Origin of the sequence: Pseudomonas sp. P8_229, assembly GCF_034008635.1 — a bacterium.
In the GTDB taxonomy this organism is placed as follows: Bacteria; Pseudomonadota; Gammaproteobacteria; order Pseudomonadales; family Pseudomonadaceae; genus Aquipseudomonas.
On the sequence record NZ_CP125378.1, the window covers coordinates 6,298,554 to 6,317,981 of the forward strand.

Sequence of the window (19,428 nt, forward strand, 5' to 3'; positions counted from 1 at the left end):
CCCCGCTCTGCGTGGGAATGCCGCCATGGACGCTCTGCGTCCGTTTCTGGGACGCGGAGCGTCCCGGGATGCATTCCCACGCAGAGCGTGGGAACGATCATTACGTAGCGGTGATTCGCCAGATCCCGAACGGCTGATACGCCGGGTCAATGCGCATGAACTGGTACTTGCCATGCCAGTCCCAACGATGCCCATTCATCAAATCCTCACCGTGGGTCGTCGCGTCGTCCGGCAAGCCCATCTCCCATAGCGGCAGCTCGAAATTCGCCTCCTGCACGTGGTGCGGGTCGAGGCTCACCGCCACCAGGATGAAGTTGCTGCCGTCGAAGCTGCGCTTGCCGAAATACAGAATGTTGTCGTTCCAGGCGTTGTAGACCTTCAGGCCCAGATGCGTGTGCAGCGCCGGGTTCTGTCGGCGGATGCGGTTGAGCTGGGCGATTTCGGCAATGATGTTGCCCGGCGCATTGAAGTCGCGGACACGGATTTCGTATTTCTCCGAATCAAGGTATTCCTCCTTGCCCGGCACGGGGGCCGCCTCGCACAGTTCGTACCCCGAATACATTCCCCAGAGGCCCGACCCCATGGTCGCCAGCGCCGCGCGGATCAGAAAACCCGGACGCCCCGACTCATGCAGGAACGCCGGGTTGATGTCCGGCGTGTTGACGAAGAAGTTCGGCCGGTAGCACTCGCGCCACGGCGACTCATTGAGTTCGGTGAAATAGGTCGCCAGCTCCGACTTGGTGTTACGCCAGGTGAAATAGGTGTAGCTCTGGGTGTAACCGACCTTGCCCAGGCGCGCCATCATCGCCGGGGTGGTGAAGGCTTCCGCGAGGAAGATCACCTCCGGGTGCAGTGCGCGCACATCGGCGATCAACCATTGCCAGAACGGCAGCGGTTTGGTGTGCGGATTGTCGACACGGAAGATCTTCACGCCTTCGGCAACCCAGCCAACCACGATGTCGCGCAGCTCGACCCACAGACTGGGGATCGCCTCCGGCGCATAAAAGTCGACGTTGACGATGTCCTGATATTTCTTCGGCGGGTTCTCCGCGTATTTGATCGTGCCGTCCGGGCGCCAGTTGAACCAGCCCGGGTGCTGTTTGAGCCACGGGTGATCCTGGGAGCACTGGATGGCGAAATCGAGGGCGATTTCCAGGCCATGCTCGGCGGCAGCGGCCACCAGCCGGCGGAAGTCTTCGCGGGTCCCTAGTTGCGAGTGAATCGCCTCGTGGCCGCCCTCCTCGCTGCCGATGGCGTAGGGGCTGCCCGGATCATCCGGCCCGGCGGTCAGGGAGTTGTTGCGACCCTTGCGGTGGGCGCGGCCGATCGGGTGGATCGGGGTGAAATACAGCACGTCGAAGCCCATGTCCTGAATCATCGGCAAACGCGCGTGTACGTCGTTGAAGGTGCCGTGACGGTTGTGATCGTCGGTGATCGAGCGCGGAAACAGCTCGTACCAACTGGCGAATTCAGCCAGTTCACGTTCGACGTCCATCGGAAACTCGGCGCTCAGGCTCAGGTAGGCGCGGTGATCGGCCTGCGCCATCAATTGCGCACTGCGCGGGTGCAGAAACAGCGCCACCTGCTCGGTTTCGAGCAGGCCGGACAGGTCATGGTGCAGCGCCGCAAGTTGTTCGCTGAGCTGGCCTTCGCTACGTTCGGCGGCCAGTTGCACCATGCTCCGGCCTTCCTGCAGCTCCAGTGAGACCGGGACCGCAGCGTGGTGTTTTTTCTCCAGTTCGTACTGGAAACTGGCGAAGTGATCGATCCACGCTTCGACGCAATACACAAAGCGCCCCTGATGCTCAGGACGAAAGCGCCCTTCCCAGCTGTTGTTGCCCAGATCGTTCATGACCTCGCTCTGCCAGGTCTCAGTGCCTTCCTCGTGCCAGCGGATGCGCACCGCGAGCTTGTCGTGCCCGTCGGCAAACACTTTGCTGGTGACGACCACGTCACGCCCGGCAATCGACTTGGCGGCGAACTGCCCGCCGTCGAGGGTCGGCATGGTGCTTTCGATCACGATGCGCGGCAGCAGCAACGCCTGCGACAGCGGCATGTGCGGGTTGTAGCTCTGCTCTGAAGGTTTTTCAGCAGTCATTGAGCATCTCTCCTTAACGCCCCAAGGACGCTCTTGTGCCGGATCGGTGTTCACAAAGAGGCACCGGCCCCGACATGAACTCACTTAGGTTCCGAGCGACGCGCGCGGGGAAAAGTTCACAGGGATTTGCCTGGATAAATAAGCGGATCGAATTCGCCACGAGGTGGTCAATCCACTTAAGCACGTCTCACGCCATGTGCCACACGGAGGTCTACAGATGAACATCCCGATCCCGGCGCAAACGCCTGATCCGAACATCGACAAACCCACCCTGCCCGAGACCGAACCACAACCGATTCCCGAGCAGGAGCCGCCTGGCACCACGCCGCCGGCGAAGGAAGAACCGCCGACCACGATGCCGCCGGTGATCGTCTGACTCCACCGCCTGAGCGACGCTCAGTCAGAGGTGATCATTGTGCTGCTGGTCTTTTTCAAAGAGCTTCACGATGTGCGGCATCACGCTGAAGATCGCCAGTGCCAGAAAGGTGCTGAGCAGCGCAGTCGCCTCTTTACCCAACCCGGCCGCCACGCCAATGGCGGCCGTCATCCACAGCCCCGCTGCCGTGGTCAGGCCTTTGACATGGCCTTCATCACCTTGCTGATTCTTCAGGATCGTCCCGGCGCCGAGAAAACCGATCCCGGCAATCACCCCCTGCAACACCCGGCTCATCGCATCGGATTCGGCCCCCGAGGTCTGCGGCACCAGCACAAACAGCGCCGCACCGAGCGCCACCAGCATGTGCGTGCGTACCCCGGCAGCCTTGCCCTTGTGCTCGCGCTCGAACCCCAATATTCCGCCCAGCACCGCCGCCATCAGCAGGCGCACGGTGATGCGCGTCAGTTGCGAGGCGTCGCCGACGTCGGCGAACTCCGCTTGCAGCGTTGCCCACACTTCATGCCACCAGGCGTCCATCGCTCCCTCCTTCTTATACGTGGTTAGTCGATGGACAGCGCCGACCATTAATCGGTTGCGTCGAACGATCCCCCCGCGCAGCGCCCTAACCTTTTAGATACCCCTGAAAAAGGACTGCCTCATGCCCCTTCGAGTCGATGAATCCAATCCCGAATCAAAAGTGTGTTTTTTCACCGTCGAAAATGGCGAGGAAATTCGCATTTGCGACACCCTGGAAGTCAGGACCGATAGCGAAAAAGCCATGTCGTTCGTGGAAATAGAAGGCCGGCGCGTTTACGTCACCGAAGTGGAGGCCGATGCATTGACTGTCGCGGGCGCCAAGGACGGCCGTAAACACCTGAAGACCGACGAGAGTGATTCGGTGATTTGACTGACCCTGATCAACACCCGGCGCAAACGTCTGCGATAGGCCTTTGCGCCTTTATCGGCGGGCTGCTTCAAGTTGTCGCAGGGACGCTGCAAAAGCACATCTGATCCGCTTTTTATTCAAATACCTGAGTCTGTTATGCAAACAGATCGGCGCTCATAGTTCATTCGCCTGATGGAGGCTGATGAGCGAATGACCATGAGCGAACAAATTCCCGTCCGAACCGTAGAAGCAACGCCAACCATAAAAAGTGTGCCTGGTCGCCCAATGAAGGCGAAGGCCGGCTCCACCGACAATCACATCCACACGCGCAGTTTCACCGGCCTGTTCCGCACCCTGCGGATGAGCGGCGCGGGGTTTCTGTTTTTGCTGTTTTTCGGCACCGTGTGGCTGAACTGGGGCGGCCGTCAGGCGGTGTTGTGGGACCTTGCCGAAAGCAAATTCCACATCTTCGGCGCGACCTTCTGGCCACAGGATTTCATCCTGCTCTCGGCGCTGCTGATCATTGCCGCGTTCGGGCTCTTCGCCATCACCGTGTTCGCCGGCCGGGTCTGGTGCGGCTACACCTGCCCGCAGAGTTCGTGGACGTGGATCTTCATGTGGTGCGAGAAAATCACTGAAGGCGAGCGCAACCAGCGGATCAAGCTGCAAGCGGCGCCCTGGGGCCTGAACAAACTGGCCCGGCGTGCGGCCAAGCACACCTTGTGGCTGACGATCAGCGTGATGACCGGGCTGACCTTCGTCGGCTACTTCACCCCGATCCGGCCGCTGGCTGAAGAGCTGTTCACCCTGCAGATCGGCGGGGTCAGCCTGTTCTGGGTGCTGTTCTTCACCGCTGCCACCTACATCAACGCCGGTTGGCTGCGCGAGGCGGTCTGCATGCACATGTGCCCGTATGCGCGGTTTCAGAGCGTGATGTTCGACAAGGACACTCTGGCGATTTCCTACGACGTGGCCCGTGGCGAAAACCGTGGCCCGCGCAAACGTGAGGTGAAACCTGCCGAAGCGGGACTGGGCGATTGCATCGACTGCCAGTTGTGCGTGCAGGTCTGCCCGACCGGCATCGACATCCGTGACGGCCTGCAGATGGAATGTATTGGCTGCGCCGCGTGCATCGACGCCTGTGACTCGATCATGGACAAAATGAACTACCCGCGCGGCCTGATCCGCTACAGTTCCGAGCACGAATTGCAGGGCGGCAAGACCCATCTGCTGCGGCCACGGCTGATCGGTTACGTTGCGGTGCTACTGGTGATGATCGGCGCTCTGGCGCTGGCACTGGTCGAACGGCCGATGGTCTCGCTGGACGTGACCAAGGACCGTGGACTGTTCCGCGAGAACGGTCAGGGCCAGATCGAGAACATCTACACCCTCAAGGTCATCAACAAGACCCAACAGCGGCAGGACTACAACCTGAGCCTGGTGGATGGCGACGGCTTCCAGTTGCAGGGCAAGACCGAACTGAGCCTCGCCCCGGGTGAAATTGTCGATGTGCCGGTGTCGGTGGCGATGACCACGGAACGCCCGAGCAGCAGTTCGCAGACCTTGAGCTTCAAGATCGCCGACAGCGATGAGCCTGAGGTTTATAGCGTGGCGAAGAGCAGGTTTGTTGCGCCGATGAATCGTTGATCCCTTAGAATCGTCCCCCCTCACCCCAGCCCTCTCCCAGGGGTAGAGGGGGCCGACCGAGGTGTCTATCGCTATACATCGACCTGACAGACCGAGTCGATTATGGATTCGGCGAAGCACTTTCCGACCGAGTCGATTATGGATTCAGCAAACCAATTTCAGGTCGGTGTATGCCGCAAGCATCCCCCAATCAGTCCCCTCTCCCTCTGGGAGAGGGCTAGGGTGAGGGCTTCCTCCCTGACACACCTCAATAACACCAGCACCAAGGTACTCGATGAAACGCTACGAAAAATTCGCCGACGACATCGCTGAACTGATCCGCTCCGGCGTCCTCGGCCCCGGGCAGCGGGTGCCGTCGGTGCGCTACGCCAGCCAGACTTACGGGGTCAGCCCTTCCACGGTGTTCCAAGCCTATTACCTGCTGGAACGTCGTGGCCTGATCCGCGCCCGGCCGCGCTCCGGCTACTTCGTCAACACCCACGCGCCGAGTCCGTTTTCGGAGCCGGTGATCAGCAGCCACGTCAGCGATTCCACCGAAGTCGACGTCAGCGAACTGGTGTTCTCGGTCCTCGAATCGATCAAGGACCCGAGCACCGTACCCTTCGGCTCGGCGTTCCCCAGCCCGACCCTGTTCCCGCTGCAGCGCCTGTCGCGCTCACTGGCCAGTGCGGCGCGCGAGATGGACCCGCGCATGGTGGTCACCGACATGTCACCGGGCAACCCGCAACTGCGCCGGCAAATCGCCCTGCGCTACATGGTCGGCGGGCTGATGCTGCCGATGGAAGAACTGCTGATCACCAACGGTGCCCTCGAAGCGCTGAACCTGTGCCTGCAAGCAGTGACCGAACCGGGTGATCTGGTGGCCATCGAAGCCCCGGCGTTCTACGCCAGCCTGCAAGTGCTGGAGCGCTTGAAACTCAAAGCCGTGGAAATCCCCGTGCACCCGCGAGATGGCATCGACCTCGGCGTCCTCGCGCAGACCCTGGAACGCCATCCGATCAAGGCCTGCTGGTGCATGACCAGTTTCCAGAACCCGATGGGCGCAACCATGCCCGAGGCGAAGAAACAGGAACTGGTCGAACTGCTGCGTCGGCATCAGGTGCCGCTGATCGAGGACGACGTTTACGCCGAGCTGTATTACGGCCAGCAGGCGCCGAAACCGGCCAAGGCCTTCGACACCGAAGGGCTGGTGATGCACTGCGGCTCGTTCGCCAAGAGCCTGGCCCCCGGCTACCGCATCGGCTGGGTCGCCGCCGGGCGCTACGCGCAGAAAATCGAACGACTGAAACTGATGACCTCGCTGTGCGCCTCGATGCCGGCACAAGCAGCCATCGCCGACTACCTGCAACACGGCGGCTACGATCGCCACCTGCGCAAACTGCGCTACGCCCTGGAAGAACAGCAGAGCGCGATGCTCGCAGCGATCGCCCGCTACTTCCCGGCGCAAACCCGGGTCAGCCAGCCGGCGGGCGGCTACTTTCTGTGGCTGGAACTGCCACCGCAGATGGACTCATTGAAGTTGTTTCAGATGGCATTGGCGCAGGGGATCAGCATTGCGCCGGGGCCGATCTTCTCGCCGACCCAACGCTTTCGGAACTGCATTCGCTTGAATTACGGCAGCCCGTGGACCGAGGACTCGGAAAAGGCGATGGAGACGTTGGGGCGGATTGTGCGGTCGTTCTGACAGCTCTGTGTTGTGCGGACTATAGCTATCGCGAGCAGGCTCACTCCTACATTTGAAATGCGTTCACCCTGTAGGAGTGAGCCTGCTCGCGATGAGGCCTTACCAGACGCCGTTGAATTAACGACCACCACCCAGATCGACAAACGTCCCCGTCGCATACGAAGCCTTGTCCGACAGCAACCAGACAATCGCCTCCGCCACCTCGTCCGGCCGTCCGCCCCGGGCCATCGGGATCGCCGACTCCAGCTTGCTGACCCGATCCGGATCGCCGCTCAATGCATGGAAATCGGTGTAGATGTAGCCCGGACGCACCGCGTTGACGCGAATCCCCTCGCCCGCCACTTCCTTGGACAGACCGATGGTGAAGGTGTCGAGCGCACCTTTGGACGCCGCGTAATCGACGTACTCATTCGGTGAGCCCAGGCGTGACGCCACCGACGACACGTTGACGATACTGCCGCCCTGCCCGCCGTGCTTGGGCGACATGCGCAGGATCGCATGCTTGGCACAGAGGATCGGCGCCAATACGTTGGTTTTCATGATTTTGAGGATGCGAAATTCGGACATTTCATCGACACGCGACTTGTGCCCTACGGTGCCGGCGTTGTTCACCAGTGCAGTGACCCGCCCCAATTCGGTGTCGACCCGCTGAAACAGCGCGATCACTTCGTCTTCGATGCTGACATCGGCGCGCACGGCAATGGCTTGCGCGCCCAGCGCCCGTACTTGCTCCAGCACACTTTGCGCGGCCTGTTCATCCGACTGATAGTTGATGCAGATCCGATAGCCCTGCTCGGCAGCCAACAACGCCGTAGCGGCGCCGATTCCGCGCCCGCCACCGGTGATCACAATGACTTTATCCATGCTGGCCCTTCCCCCAAATGCACACGTAACAGTCGGGTGGAAGAATAACCGCCATTGGCCGGTTTTGCATGGAGTCTGATCATTGCCCTGTGGCGAGGGGATTTATCCCCGATCGGCTGCGCAGCAGTCGCCAATTCGGTGGATCAGGAGTATCAGATAAGCAGGATCCCGGGGCCGCTTCGCAGCCCATCGGGGATAAATCCCCTCGCCACATCGATTTCAGACCGCTGTCTTCTGCGCACTCACGATGTTCTGCATGAACCGGTCCGCCGGCATCGGGTGCCCCAGCAAATAGCCCTGCAACGAATCGCACCCCAACTTCGTGAGGAAATCCTGCTGCACACCGGTCTCCACGCCCTCGGCGACGATTCGCAAACCCAGCGCCTGGCCCAGCGCCACGATGGCCGAGACGATGGCCGCATCATCACTGTCATGCTCGAGATCGCGGACAAAACCACGATCGATCTTCAGCTCGTTGGCCGGCAAGCGCTTGAGGTACATCAGGCTTGAATAGCCGGTGCCGAAGTCGTCGATCGACAGATCCACGCCCATATCCGACAACTCCTGCAGCACGGTCATGCTTGCATCGGCGTCGCTCATGGCGGTGGTTTCGGTGATTTCCAGGGTCAGGCTGTTGGCTGGCAGATGGTGCGTCGCCAGCGCCTTCGCCACGCTGCGCACCAGCCCGGTGTGGCAGAACTGCAACGCCGAGAGGTTCACCGCGATACGCCAATTGGTGTAACCGAGCACGTACCATTCGCGCATCTGCCGGCAGGCCTCATTCAGCACCCATTCGCCGATGGCGATGATCAGGCCGGTCTTTTCCGCCAGATCGATGAATTTGTCCGGCAGCAACATGCCTTGGGTCGGATGTTCCCAGCGCAGCAGCGCTTCGGCACCAACCGGCTGGCCATTGGCGGCATCGAACTTGGGTTGGTAATGCAGGCTGAACTGATTGTGCTCCAGCGCCGCGCGCAGATCCTGCAACAGTTGCAGTTGCTTGCGGGCGTTGCTGTTCATCGAGGCGTCGAAGAAGCTGTAGCCGTTTTTACCGCCATTCTTGGCGTGGTACATCGCCGCGTCAGCGTTCATCAGCAGTTCCTGAGCACTCTGACCATTGCCCGGGTACAGAGCGATGCCGACGCTGGCCGAAATCTGCAAGTCATGTTCAGCCACCCGGAACGACTGGCCGATCAGACCGACCTGGCGCGCCGCCAGGCTCAGGGCATCGTTGGGCTCGGTCAGGCGCACCAGCAGCACGAACTCATCGCCGCCGATCCGCGCCAGGGTGTCCTGACTGCGCAAGTCCTCGCGCAGGCGGCCCCCGACTTCACGCAGCAACTGGTCACCCATGTGGTGACCGAAGGCATCGTTGACCGGTTTGAAACCGTCCAGATCGATGAACATCAGCGCGAAACAACCGCCCTGCTCCTCGACCTTCTTCATGGCCTGATTGATCCGGTCGTCCAGCAGCATGCGGTTCGGCAAGCCGGTCAGGGTGTCGTGCAGCGCCAGTTGCGTCAGTTCACGGTTGGCCAGGGTCAGCGAGTTCGCCAGATCGGCGGTGCGCGCTTCGAGGCGGGCATCGAGAATCGAGGTCAGCAAAGCAATCGACAGCACCGCCAGCGTAGTGATCAGCACCAGACTGTCGACGCCGTTGCCCTTCAGCCCATTGAGCGTCGCGCCACAGAAACTGCCATCGGGAAACTGCGCGGCAGCCATGCCGGTGTAGTGCATGCCGACAATCGCAATGCCCATGATCACCGCCGCGCCGCCACGGATCAGGCGCACATAGGGCGAGTGCTGGCGCAGGCGGAAGGCGATCCACAATGCCGCCGCCGACGCACCGACCGCGATCAGCAATGACGCGCCGAACAGCGTCGGGTCGTAATCGATCCCCGGGGTCATGCGCAGCGCCGCCATGCCGGTGTAATGCATGGCGCTGATCCCGCCGCCCATGATCAAGGCACCAAAAGCCAATTGCAAAACAGGCAGTTTCGGCTGGCTGACCAGCCACAAGGCAAACCCGCAGGACAGGACCGCAATCAGCAGCGACAGCGCAGTAATCGTGATGTCGTAGCCCAGCTCGATCGGCAGCTTGAACGCGAGCATGCCGATGAAGTGCATCGACCACACGCCGACCCCCATCGCCAGTGCGCCGCCCGCCGTCCAGAAATGCACTGCACGCCCACGGGCGGTGGCAATGCGCCCGGTCAGATCGAGCGCCGTATACGACGCCAGAATCGCCACGCACAGCGAAATCAAAACCAGAGTGAAGGAATAATTACCGATGAGCATGTGGATTCTCGCGACCAGTCGTGCCGTGCTGCAGCCGTTCTCGGCCGGGCAAATGCGGCGATTGTACTGATTGCGCAGAAGAACGCACTGACAAAGTAATCATTTTGCCATCAACCCGATGAAAGACTTGTGAGATCGCTCTACAAGGCTCTGGCCCGGGCCTCGACCGGAAGATTTCTGTCGTCCGAGGCGATCAATGTGAAAGCGGGCCTGCTCGCGAAAAAGCCAGCAGATTCGACGCAGATGTCGACTGAACTGATGCCTTCGCGATCAGGCTCGCTGCCACCGGTATTGCGCTAGCGCCAATCAGCGGTTGTCGCTGACGTCGAGCTGTCCATCCCAACCACCCCCCAGCGCTGCAATCAACTGCACGCTGGCAATCAACCGGCTCTGCAGAATATTGAGCACTGTGCGTTCGTTGTTCAGCGCAGTGGCCTGCACCACGACCACGTCGATATAGGCAATCAACCCGGCCTTGTACTGGTTCTGGGTCAGGCGCAACGAATCGCGCGCGGCATCCAGCGCTTCCTGACGCACCGCCGCTTCGTCTTCATACACCTTCAATTGCACCAGGTAGTTTTCCACCTCGCGGAAACCGTCGAGCACGGTTTGACGGTACTTGGCGACGGTCTGGTCATAGACCGCTTCGGTGCGGTCGACTTCGGCGGAACGGATCCCGCCATCGAATATCGGCAAGTCCAGTTTCGGACCGACCGACCAGAAGCGGTTGGGCAGCGTAAAAAGGTCTTTCGAGGTACTGCTGCTGTAACCGCCGCTCATGCTCAGGGTCAGGTCCGGGTAGTACGCCGCTTTCGCCACGCCGATATTGGCGTTGGCGGCGATCACCGAGCGCTCGGCCGAGGCGATGTCCGGGCGCCGCTCCAGCAATTGCGAAGGCAGGCTCAGTGGAATCTGCGGCAGGTTCGGAATGTTCTGGGTTTCGGCGATGCTGAATTCCGCCGGCGCCTGCCCGGTGAGCACGGCGATAGCGTTTTCGAACTGTGCGCGTTGCCAGATCAGGTCCACCAGATCGCCCTGGGTACTTTTCAACTGGGTCTGCGCCTGCGCCACCGCATCGCGCCCGGAGATCCCGGCACGGTATTGGTTCTGGGTCATTTGCAGCGACTTCTCGTACGCCGCCACCGTCGACTCAAGCAAGCGCTTCTGTTGATCGATCACGCGCAGTTGCAGGTAGTTTTGCACCAGATCCGACTGCTGGCTCAGGCGCATTGCCGCCAGATCGGCAAAGCTTGCCTGCGCGCTGGCTTCGTTGGCTTCAAGTCCGCGACGCAACTTGCCCCAGACATCCGCCTCCCAACTCACACCCAACTGCGCATTATAGGTATCGCGAATCCCGCTGGAGGAACTGCTCAAACTGGAACTGCTGCTGCCAGTGCCTTGGCTGGAGCGGGTCTTGCCCACGCTCAGGTCGACATTGGGGTAAAACGCCCCACGGGCACTGCGCACCAGGGCCTGGGCCTGACGGTACTGGGCTTCGGACTGGGCGACGGTCTGGTTGGCGCTGTTGAGTTTCTCCACCAGAGCGTTGAGTTGCTGATCGCCATACAGTTCCCACCAGGCGCCACGGGCCAGCGAGTCGCTGGGGTTGGCCTGACGCCAGCCCTTGGCTTCTTTGTATTGCGCGACTTCAGCGGTCTGCGGACGCTGATAGTCAGGGCCGACGGCGCAGGCACTGAGCATCGCCACGCACAGCGACAGGCTCAACAGACGTGAACCCCGAGCAGTGGCCAGATTGAGAAGCGAACGGTCAGTCATAGCGGAGTTTCCAGAGCGGCGTCAGTACGCACGCCACGCCACTTGTTGAAGCGGTGGCGCAGCTTGTCGAGATAGAGGTAAACCACCGGGGTGGTGTAAAGGGTCAGCACCTGGCTGAAGATCAGCCCGCCGATAATCGTCAGGCCCAGCGGTTGGCGCATTTCCGCACCCTCGGCGCGGCTGAGCAGCAACGGCAAGGCGCCGAGGATTGCCGCCAGGGTAGTCATCAGAATCGGGCGTAGCCGTTGCAGGCAGGCGCTGCGGATCGACTCCAGCGGCGACAGCCCCTGATGGCGCTCCAGTTGCAGCGCCAGGTCGATCATCAGGATCGCGTTTTTCTTCACCACGCCGATCAGCAGGAACAGCCCGAGCAACGAGATCAGGCTGAACTCGCCACCCAGCGCATAGATCGACAGCAACGCGCCGACCCCGGCCGACGGCAGCGTCGAGAGAATCGTCAGCGGGTGAATGTAGCTTTCATACAGCACCCCGAGTACCAGATACACCGCCAGCAGCGCGCCAAGAATCATGAACGGCTGGCTTTTCTGGGTCGCGGCAAAGGCGTCGGCGGTGCCGGCCATTTTCGCAATCACGTCTTCCGGCAAACCGACCTTGGCAATCGCCCGCTCGATCGCCGCGCTGCCCTGCTCCACCGTCACCCCTTCGGCCATGTCGAAGGCGATGCTTTCGGAGGCGAACTGGCCTTCGTGGCTGACCCGGTCGTCTTCCAGGCTGCTCTCATAGTGGGCGATGGTCGACAACGGAATCCGTGCGCCGTCAGCAGTGATCACCTGCACTTGCTTGAGCGTTACCGGATCCTGCGCGTACTTCGGATTGACCTCCATCACCACCTGGTACTGGTTGAGGCTGTCGTAGATAGTCGAGATCTGCCGCTGGCTGTAGGCGTTGTTCAACACCGCCGTGACCATGTTCATGTCGACCCCGAGGCGCTTGGCCTGATCGCGGTCGACAACCAGCGTTACTTGCTGTGCACCGCGCCCTTCGCGGGCATCGATGGCTGTCAGCTCAGGCAAAGCGCGCAAGGCAGTGACGACTTTCGGATACCACTCGCGCAACGCCCCCAGATCGCCGCTTTGCAGGATATAGCTGTATTGCGAGGTGGTCTGTTCGCGGCCACCGCCAAATTGCAGGTCCTGGTCCGCCATCAACATCAGTTGGGCACCGGGTACCTTGGGCATTTCCTTGCGCAGGCGTTCGATGACCTTCTGCGCCGACAGGTTGCGTTCCTTGATCGGTTTCAGGCGCACCAGCATGAACGCGTTGTTGGTGCCGTTGGTGCCGCCAATGAAGCCGGCCACACTCTCGACCGCTTCGTCCTTGAGCACGGCGCGGCGGAAGGTTTCCATTTTCGGCTGCATCACGCTGAACGACAGGCCGTCATCACCGCGCACGAAACCGATCAACTGGCCGGTGTCCTGCTGCGGCATGAACGTCTTGGGCACCACCACATACAGCGCGACGTTGACGCCGACCGTGATGATCAGGCTGAGCAGGGTCAGACGCCGATGACGCAGCACCCAGTCGAGGCTGCTGGCGTATTTGCCGACCATCCAGTCGTTGGTCTTGCGGCTCCAGCGTTGCAGGCGGTTTTCCTGGCCCGGCGTGTGCGGCTTGAGCCAGCGCGCGCAGAGCATCGGCGTCAGGGTCAGCGAGACCACCAGCGAGACCACGATCGCCGCCGCCAGGGTGATGGAGAATTCGCGGAACAGGCTCTCGACAATCCCGCCCATGAACAGGATCGACAGGAACACCGCCACCAGCGAAACGTTCATCGAGAGCAAGGTGAAACCGACTTCCTTGGCCCCGAGATAGGCAGCCTTCATCGGTTTGACGCCGTCGTCGATGTGCCGGGAAATGTTCTCCAGCACCACGATGGCATCGTCCACCACCAGTCCGGTGGCCAGAATCAGCGCCATCAGCGACAGGTTGTTCAGCGAGAAGCCATACAGGTACATCACCGCGAAGGTGCCCACCAGCGACACCGGTACCGCCAGCGTCGGAATCAGCGAGGCACGGAAGTTACCGAGAAACAGGAACACCACCAGAATCACCAGCGCCACGGCAATCAGCAGGGTCATTTCCGCTTCGTGCAGCGTAGCCTTGATCACTGGCGAACGGTCCATCGCCAGGTTCAGCTTCACACTGGCCGGCAGCACCGCTTGCAGGGCTGGCAACTGGGCCTTGATCTCGTTGACCGTCTCGATGATGTTGGCGCCGGCCTGGCGGTTGATCACCAGCAGCACCGCCGCGTCATCGTTGAAGAAGCCGCTGTTGTAACGGTCTTCGACGCCGTCGCTGACCTTGGCTACGTCCTTCAGCCGCAGGGCCGCGCCGTTGTTGTAATGGATGATCAGCGATTCGTAATCCTTGGCCTTTTCCAACTGGTCGTTGGCCTGGATCTGCCACAGGCGCTCGCCGTCTTCGACCGAACCCTTGGGCCGGCGCACGTTGGCCCCGGCAATGGTCTTGCGCACATCGTCGAGCGCGACGCCGTACTGATTCAGCGCCTGCGGTTCGAGTTCGATGCGTACCGCCGGCAGCGAACTGCCGCCGATCTGCACTTCACCCACGCCCTGCACCTGGGACAGGCTCTGGGACAGGATGGTCGAGGCGAGGTCGTAGAGCTGGCCTTTTTCCAGCACGTCCGAGGTCAGCGACAGCACCATGATCGGCGCCTGCGACGGGTTGACCTTCTTGTAGGTCGGCATGCTGCGCATCCCGCTTGGCAGCAGGTTGCGCGACGCGTTGATCGCCGCCTGCACCTCACGCGCCGCGCCGTTGATGTCGCGGTCGAGGTCAAACTGCAGAATGACCCGGGTCGAGCCCTGGCTGGAGCGGCTGCTCATGGTGTTGACGCCGGCGATCGCGCCGAACGAACGCTCCAGCGGCGTGGCGACCGTGGACGCCATCACCTCGGGACTGGCACCGGGCAGGCTGGCCTGGACCACGATCACCGGGAAATCCATTTGCGGCAGCGGCGACACCGGCAACAGACCGAAGCTGACGCCACCCAGCAGCATGATCGCCAGGCTCAGAAGCATCGTCGCGACCGGGCGCTTGATGAAAGGACCGGAGAGGTTCATTGACCACAATCCCCGACTTCACCGCACTCCCCTGTAGGAGTGAGCCTGCTCGCGATAGCGGTGTGTCTGCCCCCACTGATATTGAATGTGCCGGCCTCATCGCGAGCAGGCTCACTCCTACAGGGGTTATGTGTCAGGGCAGTCATACCGACACCTCTTCGCGGTCGGCATTGGTCTTGCCGAAGCGCCGACCCAGGCGGTCGAAATACAGGTAGATCACCGGCGTGGTGAACAGGGTCAACACCTGGCTCACCAGCAGCCCGCCGACCATCACCAGACCCAGCGGTTGACGCAATTCAGCGCCGGAACCGGTAGCCAGCATCAGCGGCACCGCACCGAACAACGCGGCCAGGGTGGTCATCAGGATCGGCCGGAAGCGCAGCAGCGCAGCCTGATAGATCGCCTGTTCCGGCGCCATGCCCTGGGTGCGCTCGGCGTCGAGGGCGAAGTCGATCATCATGATCGCGTTCTTCTTGACGATACCGATCAGCAGGATGATGCCGATGATCGCGATCATGCCCAGGTCATTGCCGCTGAGCAGCAAGGCCAGCAAGGCGCCGACCGCCGCCGACGGCAAGGTCGAGAGGATGGTGATCGGGTGGATATAACTCTCGTAGAGCACGCCGAGCACGATGTACATGGTCACCACCGCCGCCAGAATCAGCAGCAAGGTGCTCGACAGCGAGGCCTGGAACGCTTCGGCCGCGCCCTGGAACTGGGTCTGCACGCCAATCGGCATGCCGATGTCCTTCTGCACCTGATCGATGATGTCCACCGCGTGCCCCAACGCCACACCGGGTGCGAGGTTGAACGACATCATCACCGCCGGGAACTGACCGATGTGAGTGATCGCCAGTTGCGCCTGACGCTCCTCGACGTGGGCCAGACTCGACAGACGCACCTGCGCGCCGTCCGTGGTCTTGACGTGAATCTGGTCCAGCGCTGCCGGCCCGATCTTCTCTCCGGCCTGCGCCTGCAGCACCACACGGTACTGGCTGGCCTGGGTGTAAATGGTCGAAATCTGCCGCTGACCGAAGGCGTCGTACAGCGCGTCGGTGATGTTCTGCACCGAAACGCCGAGACGCGAGGCCGCGTCGCGGTCGATCACCAGATAGACCTGCAGGCCCTTGTCCTGCAAGTCACTGGCAACGTCGGTCAGTTCCGGACGCTCGGCCAGTGCCTCGACCAGCCGCCCGCTCCACTGGCCAAGCAATTCGGCGTCCGGCGAGGACATGCTGAACTGGTACTGCGTCCGGCTCACCCGGTCTTCAATAGTCAGGTCCTGCACCGGCTGCATGAACAGACGGATGCCGACCAGTTTGTCCAGTTGTGGCTGCAGACGCGCGATCACTTGGGTGGCGCTCAGGTCACGCTGACCGTGAGGCTTGAGGTTGATCAGCAAGCGCCCGCTGTTGAGCGTGGCGTTGTCGCCGTCGACGCCGATGTAGGACGACAGGCTCTCCACCGCTGGATCTTCCAGAATCACCTTGGCCAGCGCCTGCTGACGCTCGCCCATGGCGGCAAAGGAGATCGACTGCGGCGCCTCGGAAATGCCCTGGATCACCCCGGTGTCCTGCACCGGGAAGAAACCCTTGGGTACCACCATGTACAGGAACACAGTCAGCGCCAGCGTGCCGATGGCCACCAGCAGGGTCAGCGGTTGGTGCTTGAGTACCCACTGCAACTTGCGCCCGTAGGCGGCGATCATCCAGTCGATGAAGGCGCCGCTGGCCCGGTAGAAACGACCGTGCTCGTGGGCTTCCGGCTCACGCTTGAGCAGTCGCGCGCACATCATCGGGGTCAACGTCAGCGAGACCACCAGGGAAATCAGGATCGCCACCGCCAGAGTGATGGCGAACTCGCGGAACAGCCGCCCGACCACATCGGCCATGAACAGCAGCGGAATCAGTACCGCGATCAGCGACAGAGTCAGGGAAATCAGGGTGAAGCCGATCTGCTTGGCGCCCTTGAGCGCGGCCTGCATCGGGCTATCGCCCTCTTCGATGAAGCGCGCGATGTTCTCGAGCATGACGATGGCGTCGTCGACCACAAACCCGGTGGCAATGGTCAGCGCCATCAGGGTCAGGTTATTGACCGAGAACCCGGCCAGATACATCACGCCGAACGTGCCGATCAGCGACAGCGGCACGGCCACCGACGGAATGATCGTCGCACTGGCGCGGCGCAGGAACAGGAACGTCACCATCACCACCAATGCAATGGCGATCAGCAGTTCGTGCTGCACATCGGTAACCGAGGCGCGGATGGTCTGAGTGCGGTCGGTGAGTACGGTGACGTCGAGGCCGGCCGGCAGGTTGTCGGTGATGCTCGGCAGCAACGCCTTGATGCGGTCGACCACCTCGATCACGTTGGCACCCGGCTGACGCTGGATGTTCAGCAGCACCGCCTGATTCTGGTTGGCCCACGCCGCCAGACGCTCGTTCTCGGCACCGTCGACGATCTCCGCGACATCCTTGAGCCGCAACGGCGCGCCGTTCTTGTAGGCGAGGATCAGGTTGGCGTAGTCCTTGGGCGAGGTCAGCTGATCGTTGGCGTCGAGCATCGACACCCGCGTCGGGCCGTCAAAGTTGCCTTTCGGCTGGTTGACGTTGGAGGCGCTGATCAAGGTGCGCACGTCCGACAGGTTCAGGCTGTTCGCGGCCAGCGCTTCCGGGTTGACCTTGATGCGCACCGCCTGACGTTGACCGCCGGCAATGCTGACCATGCCGACACCGCTGATCTGGGCGATTTTCTGCGCCATGCGCGTATCGACCAGGTCGTTGAGCTTGGGCAGCAGCATGGTTTTCGAGGTGATCGCCAGGGTCAGCACCGGGGTGTCTGCCGGGTTGACCTTGTTGTACACCGGCGGCGCCGGCAAATCGGTTGGCAGCAGGTTGGTCGCGGCGTTGATCGCGGCCTGCACCTGCTGTTCGGCGACGTCCATGTTGATGTCGAGGCTGAAACGCAGGGTCAGCACCGAAGCGCCGCCGGAACTGGTCGAGGCCATTTGCGTCAGGCCCGGCATCTGTCCGAACTGGCGTTCGAGCGGTGCGGTCACGGCGCTGGTCATCACGTCCGGACTGGCGCCGGGATACAGGGTCATGACGCGGATGGTCGGGTAATCGACCTGCGGCAATGCCGAGACCGGCAGCAGGCGATAGGCAATCAGGCCGGCCAGGACAATGGCCAGCATGCTCAGGGTGGTGGCTACCGGACGGAGGATGAACAGCCGCGAAATGTTCATGCGCCCTTCTTGGCCTTGTCAGTCACGGCGGTGTCCGGTGCACTGGCGGCGGGCTTGCCCTGCAAGTGCCCGGTCGGCGTGGTCGGCACGTCATTGCTGTCGTTGACCACTTCCACTTCGCTGCCTTCCTTCAGGCGGTCGGTGCCTTCGAGCACCACGCGGTCGCCCGCCGCCAGGCCTTCGGTGATCACGGTGTTGTTGCCGTCGCTGGCGCCGATCTTCAACTGGCGAATGGTGACTTTCTTGTCGCCGTCCAATGCGTAAACGAAAGTGCCGTTGGTGCCGAACTGAATCGCGGCCGACGGTGCCAGCACCACGCCTTTCAGGGTGTCTGCCAGCAGGTGCACATTGACAAACTGATTGGGGAACAGCGACTGGTCGCGGTTATCATAACGGGCCTTGAATTTCAGGGTGCCGGTGGCGACGTCGATCTGGTTGTCGAGGCTTTGCAGCACGCCGCTGGCCTGGATTCTGGTGTCGCCACGGTCCCACGCTTCGGCCGGCAATTTGGCACCGCTGTGGTAGCGCGCGAGCACGGTTTCAAGGCTGTTTTCCGGCAGGGTGAAGACCACGCTGATCGGTTGGGTCTGAGTGATGACCGCAAGGAACGTGGTGTCGTTGGCGGCTACCAGGTTGCCGACGTCGAGCTGACGCAGGCCGACGCGACCGGCAATCGGCGCGCGGATTCTGGTGAATTCAAGATTGAGCTTGGCGTCGTTGACCGCCGCCTGATTGGTCTTGACCGTGCCCAGATACTGGCCGACCAGCGCTTCGGCGGTGTCCAGGGTCTGCTTGGCGATGCTGTCTTCCTTGTACAGGCCGCGATAACGCTCGACATCGACCTGAGCGTTTTTCAGTTGCGCCTGATTCTGCAGCAAGGTGCCTTCCGCCTGCAGCAAGGCGTTCTGGTACGGACGCGGATCGATCTCTGCCAGCAGGTCGCCGGCCTTGACCATCTGCCCTTCCTCGAAATTGATCTTCACCAGTTCGCCCCCCACCCGGCTGCGCACATTGATGGTGTTGAGCGCGGTGACTGTGCCCAGCGCCTTGTAATACAGCGGGAAATCACCGGTGACCGCCGGGGCTACACGCACCGGAATCGGCCCGGCCGCGCCACCGAAGCCCGGTCGCATCATCCCCGAACGTCCGGCATGGCCGGTCGCAGCCTTGTCGGCGCCCTCCTTGTGGGCCGAACCGGCGGGCCAGAACTTCCAGCACAGTACGGCGATGACCAACAGGACGAGCAAGCTGATCAGCCAGCGGCGGGAGTTGCGAGGGGACGATTGCATGGATTGATTGACCATTGGGCGCGTGGGCTTCTTTTACGGGAGGCTGAACGATAAGCACTGGCAGGGAATTAGCAAAGCAGCTTTACCGGCAATTTACCTTCAACTTACGTTTCAAGGTGTGAGGCAAAACACTGATACACAAATGAAAACGGCCTGGACAGG

Annotated in this window: 12 protein-coding genes; 4 read left to right on the plus strand and 8 right to left on the minus strand. The window is 61.8% G+C overall.

What is annotated here, in order from left to right:
- Window positions 1-100: 100 nt before the first annotated feature.
- The gene (locus tag QMK55_RS28240; protein ID WP_102355107.1) at window positions 101-2,098 is read right to left on the minus strand and encodes an alpha-1,4-glucan--maltose-1-phosphate maltosyltransferase; all 1,998 of its coding nucleotides are present in this window, start codon (window positions 2,096-2,098) and stop codon (window positions 101-103) included.
- Window positions 2,099-2,315: 217 nt separating this feature from the next.
- Between QMK55_RS28240 and QMK55_RS28245 the strand changes: the two genes are divergently transcribed.
- A complete protein-coding gene (locus QMK55_RS28245; RefSeq protein ID WP_178082101.1) occupies window positions 2,316-2,474 on the plus strand; it encodes a hypothetical protein in 159 nt (52 codons plus the stop codon).
- Window positions 2,475-2,498: 24 nt separating this feature from the next.
- Here QMK55_RS28245 and QMK55_RS28250 read toward each other — a convergent pair whose 3' ends face one another.
- Window positions 2,499-3,011 carry an MgtC/SapB family protein gene (locus tag QMK55_RS28250; RefSeq protein ID WP_320328298.1) on the minus strand — a complete coding sequence of 171 codons (513 nt, stop codon included), beginning with the start codon at window positions 3,009-3,011 and terminating at the stop codon, window positions 2,499-2,501.
- A gap of 121 nt (window positions 3,012-3,132) precedes the next feature.
- Between QMK55_RS28250 and QMK55_RS28255 the strand changes: the two genes are divergently transcribed.
- The 3 genes from QMK55_RS28255 to mapR all read left to right on the plus strand — a co-directional run bounded on the left by QMK55_RS28255 (window position 3,133) and on the right by mapR (window position 6,691).
- On the plus strand, window positions 3,133-3,381 hold the full coding sequence (locus QMK55_RS28255; protein ID WP_320328299.1) for a DUF3203 family protein: 249 nt from the start codon (window positions 3,133-3,135) through the stop codon (window positions 3,379-3,381).
- A gap of 195 nt (window positions 3,382-3,576) precedes the next feature.
- The gene (ccoG, locus tag QMK55_RS28260) at window positions 3,577-5,007 is read left to right on the plus strand and encodes a cytochrome c oxidase accessory protein CcoG (protein WP_320328300.1); all 1,431 of its coding nucleotides are present in this window, start codon (window positions 3,577-3,579) and stop codon (window positions 5,005-5,007) included.
- A gap of 274 nt (window positions 5,008-5,281) precedes the next feature.
- Entirely contained in the window at window positions 5,282-6,691 is a 1,410-nt protein-coding gene (gene mapR, locus QMK55_RS28265) for a GntR family transcriptional regulator MpaR (RefSeq protein ID WP_102355104.1), read from the plus strand.
- Window positions 6,692-6,808: 117 nt separating this feature from the next.
- On the opposite strand, the gene QMK55_RS28270 is transcribed toward mapR, so the two are convergent.
- The 6 genes from QMK55_RS28270 to QMK55_RS28295 all read right to left on the minus strand — a co-directional run bounded on the left by QMK55_RS28270 (window position 6,809) and on the right by QMK55_RS28295 (window position 19,281).
- Window positions 6,809-7,555, minus strand: coding sequence for an SDR family oxidoreductase (locus tag QMK55_RS28270; protein ID WP_102355103.1), 747 nt, complete (start codon window positions 7,553-7,555; stop codon window positions 6,809-6,811).
- A 219-nt stretch (window positions 7,556-7,774) separates the two neighbouring features.
- Complete coding sequence (locus tag QMK55_RS28275) at window positions 7,775-9,853, minus strand: putative bifunctional diguanylate cyclase/phosphodiesterase (protein ID WP_320328301.1); 2,079 nt, start codon at window positions 9,851-9,853, stop codon at window positions 7,775-7,777.
- A 306-nt stretch (window positions 9,854-10,159) separates the two neighbouring features.
- Entirely contained in the window at window positions 10,160-11,629 is a 1,470-nt protein-coding gene (locus QMK55_RS28280) for an efflux transporter outer membrane subunit (RefSeq protein WP_320328302.1), read from the minus strand.
- Entirely contained in the window at window positions 11,626-14,733 is a 3,108-nt protein-coding gene (locus QMK55_RS28285) for an efflux RND transporter permease subunit (RefSeq protein ID WP_102355100.1), read from the minus strand. Before QMK55_RS28285 ends, QMK55_RS28280 begins: the two co-directional genes overlap by 4 nt.
- Window positions 14,734-14,875: 142 nt before the next feature.
- Complete coding sequence (locus QMK55_RS28290; protein WP_320328303.1) at window positions 14,876-17,977, minus strand: MdtB/MuxB family multidrug efflux RND transporter permease subunit; 3,102 nt, start codon at window positions 17,975-17,977, stop codon at window positions 14,876-14,878.
- Window positions 17,974-19,281, minus strand: coding sequence for an MdtA/MuxA family multidrug efflux RND transporter periplasmic adaptor subunit (locus tag QMK55_RS28295; RefSeq protein WP_320328304.1), 1,308 nt, complete (start codon window positions 19,279-19,281; stop codon window positions 17,974-17,976). Before QMK55_RS28295 ends, QMK55_RS28290 begins: the two co-directional genes overlap by 4 nt.
- Window positions 19,282-19,428: the final 147 nt, after the last annotated feature.

Excerpts from the sequence above, each read along its gene's own strand:
- QMK55_RS28245 (WP_178082101.1), top strand. The coding sequence starts at position 2,316 with ATGAACATCCCGATCCCGGCGCAAACGCCTGATCCGAACATCGACAAA.
- QMK55_RS28250 (WP_320328298.1), bottom strand. The coding sequence starts at position 3,011 with ATGGACGCCTGGTGGCATGAAGTGTGGGCAACGCTGCAAGCGGAGTTC.
- QMK55_RS28285 (WP_102355100.1), bottom strand. The coding sequence starts at position 14,733 with ATGAACCTCTCCGGTCCTTTCATCAAGCGCCCGGTCGCGACGATGCTT.
- mapR (WP_102355104.1), top strand. The coding sequence starts at position 5,282 with ATGAAACGCTACGAAAAATTCGCCGACGACATCGCTGAACTGATCCGC.
- QMK55_RS28275 (WP_320328301.1), bottom strand. The coding sequence starts at position 9,853 with ATGCTCATCGGTAATTATTCCTTCACTCTGGTTTTGATTTCGCTGTGC.
- QMK55_RS28270 (WP_102355103.1), bottom strand. The coding sequence starts at position 7,555 with ATGGATAAAGTCATTGTGATCACCGGTGGCGGGCGCGGAATCGGCGCC.
- QMK55_RS28295 (WP_320328304.1), bottom strand. The coding sequence starts at position 19,281 with ATGGTCAATCAATCCATGCAATCGTCCCCTCGCAACTCCCGCCGCTGG.
- QMK55_RS28280 (WP_320328302.1), bottom strand. The coding sequence starts at position 11,629 with ATGACTGACCGTTCGCTTCTCAATCTGGCCACTGCTCGGGGTTCACGT.
- QMK55_RS28290 (WP_320328303.1), bottom strand. The coding sequence starts at position 17,977 with ATGAACATTTCGCGGCTGTTCATCCTCCGTCCGGTAGCCACCACCCTG.
- QMK55_RS28240 (WP_102355107.1), bottom strand. The coding sequence starts at position 2,098 with ATGACTGCTGAAAAACCTTCAGAGCAGAGCTACAACCCGCACATGCCG.
- ccoG (WP_320328300.1), top strand. The coding sequence starts at position 3,577 with ATGAGCGAACAAATTCCCGTCCGAACCGTAGAAGCAACGCCAACCATA.
- QMK55_RS28255 (WP_320328299.1), top strand. The coding sequence starts at position 3,133 with ATGCCCCTTCGAGTCGATGAATCCAATCCCGAATCAAAAGTGTGTTTT.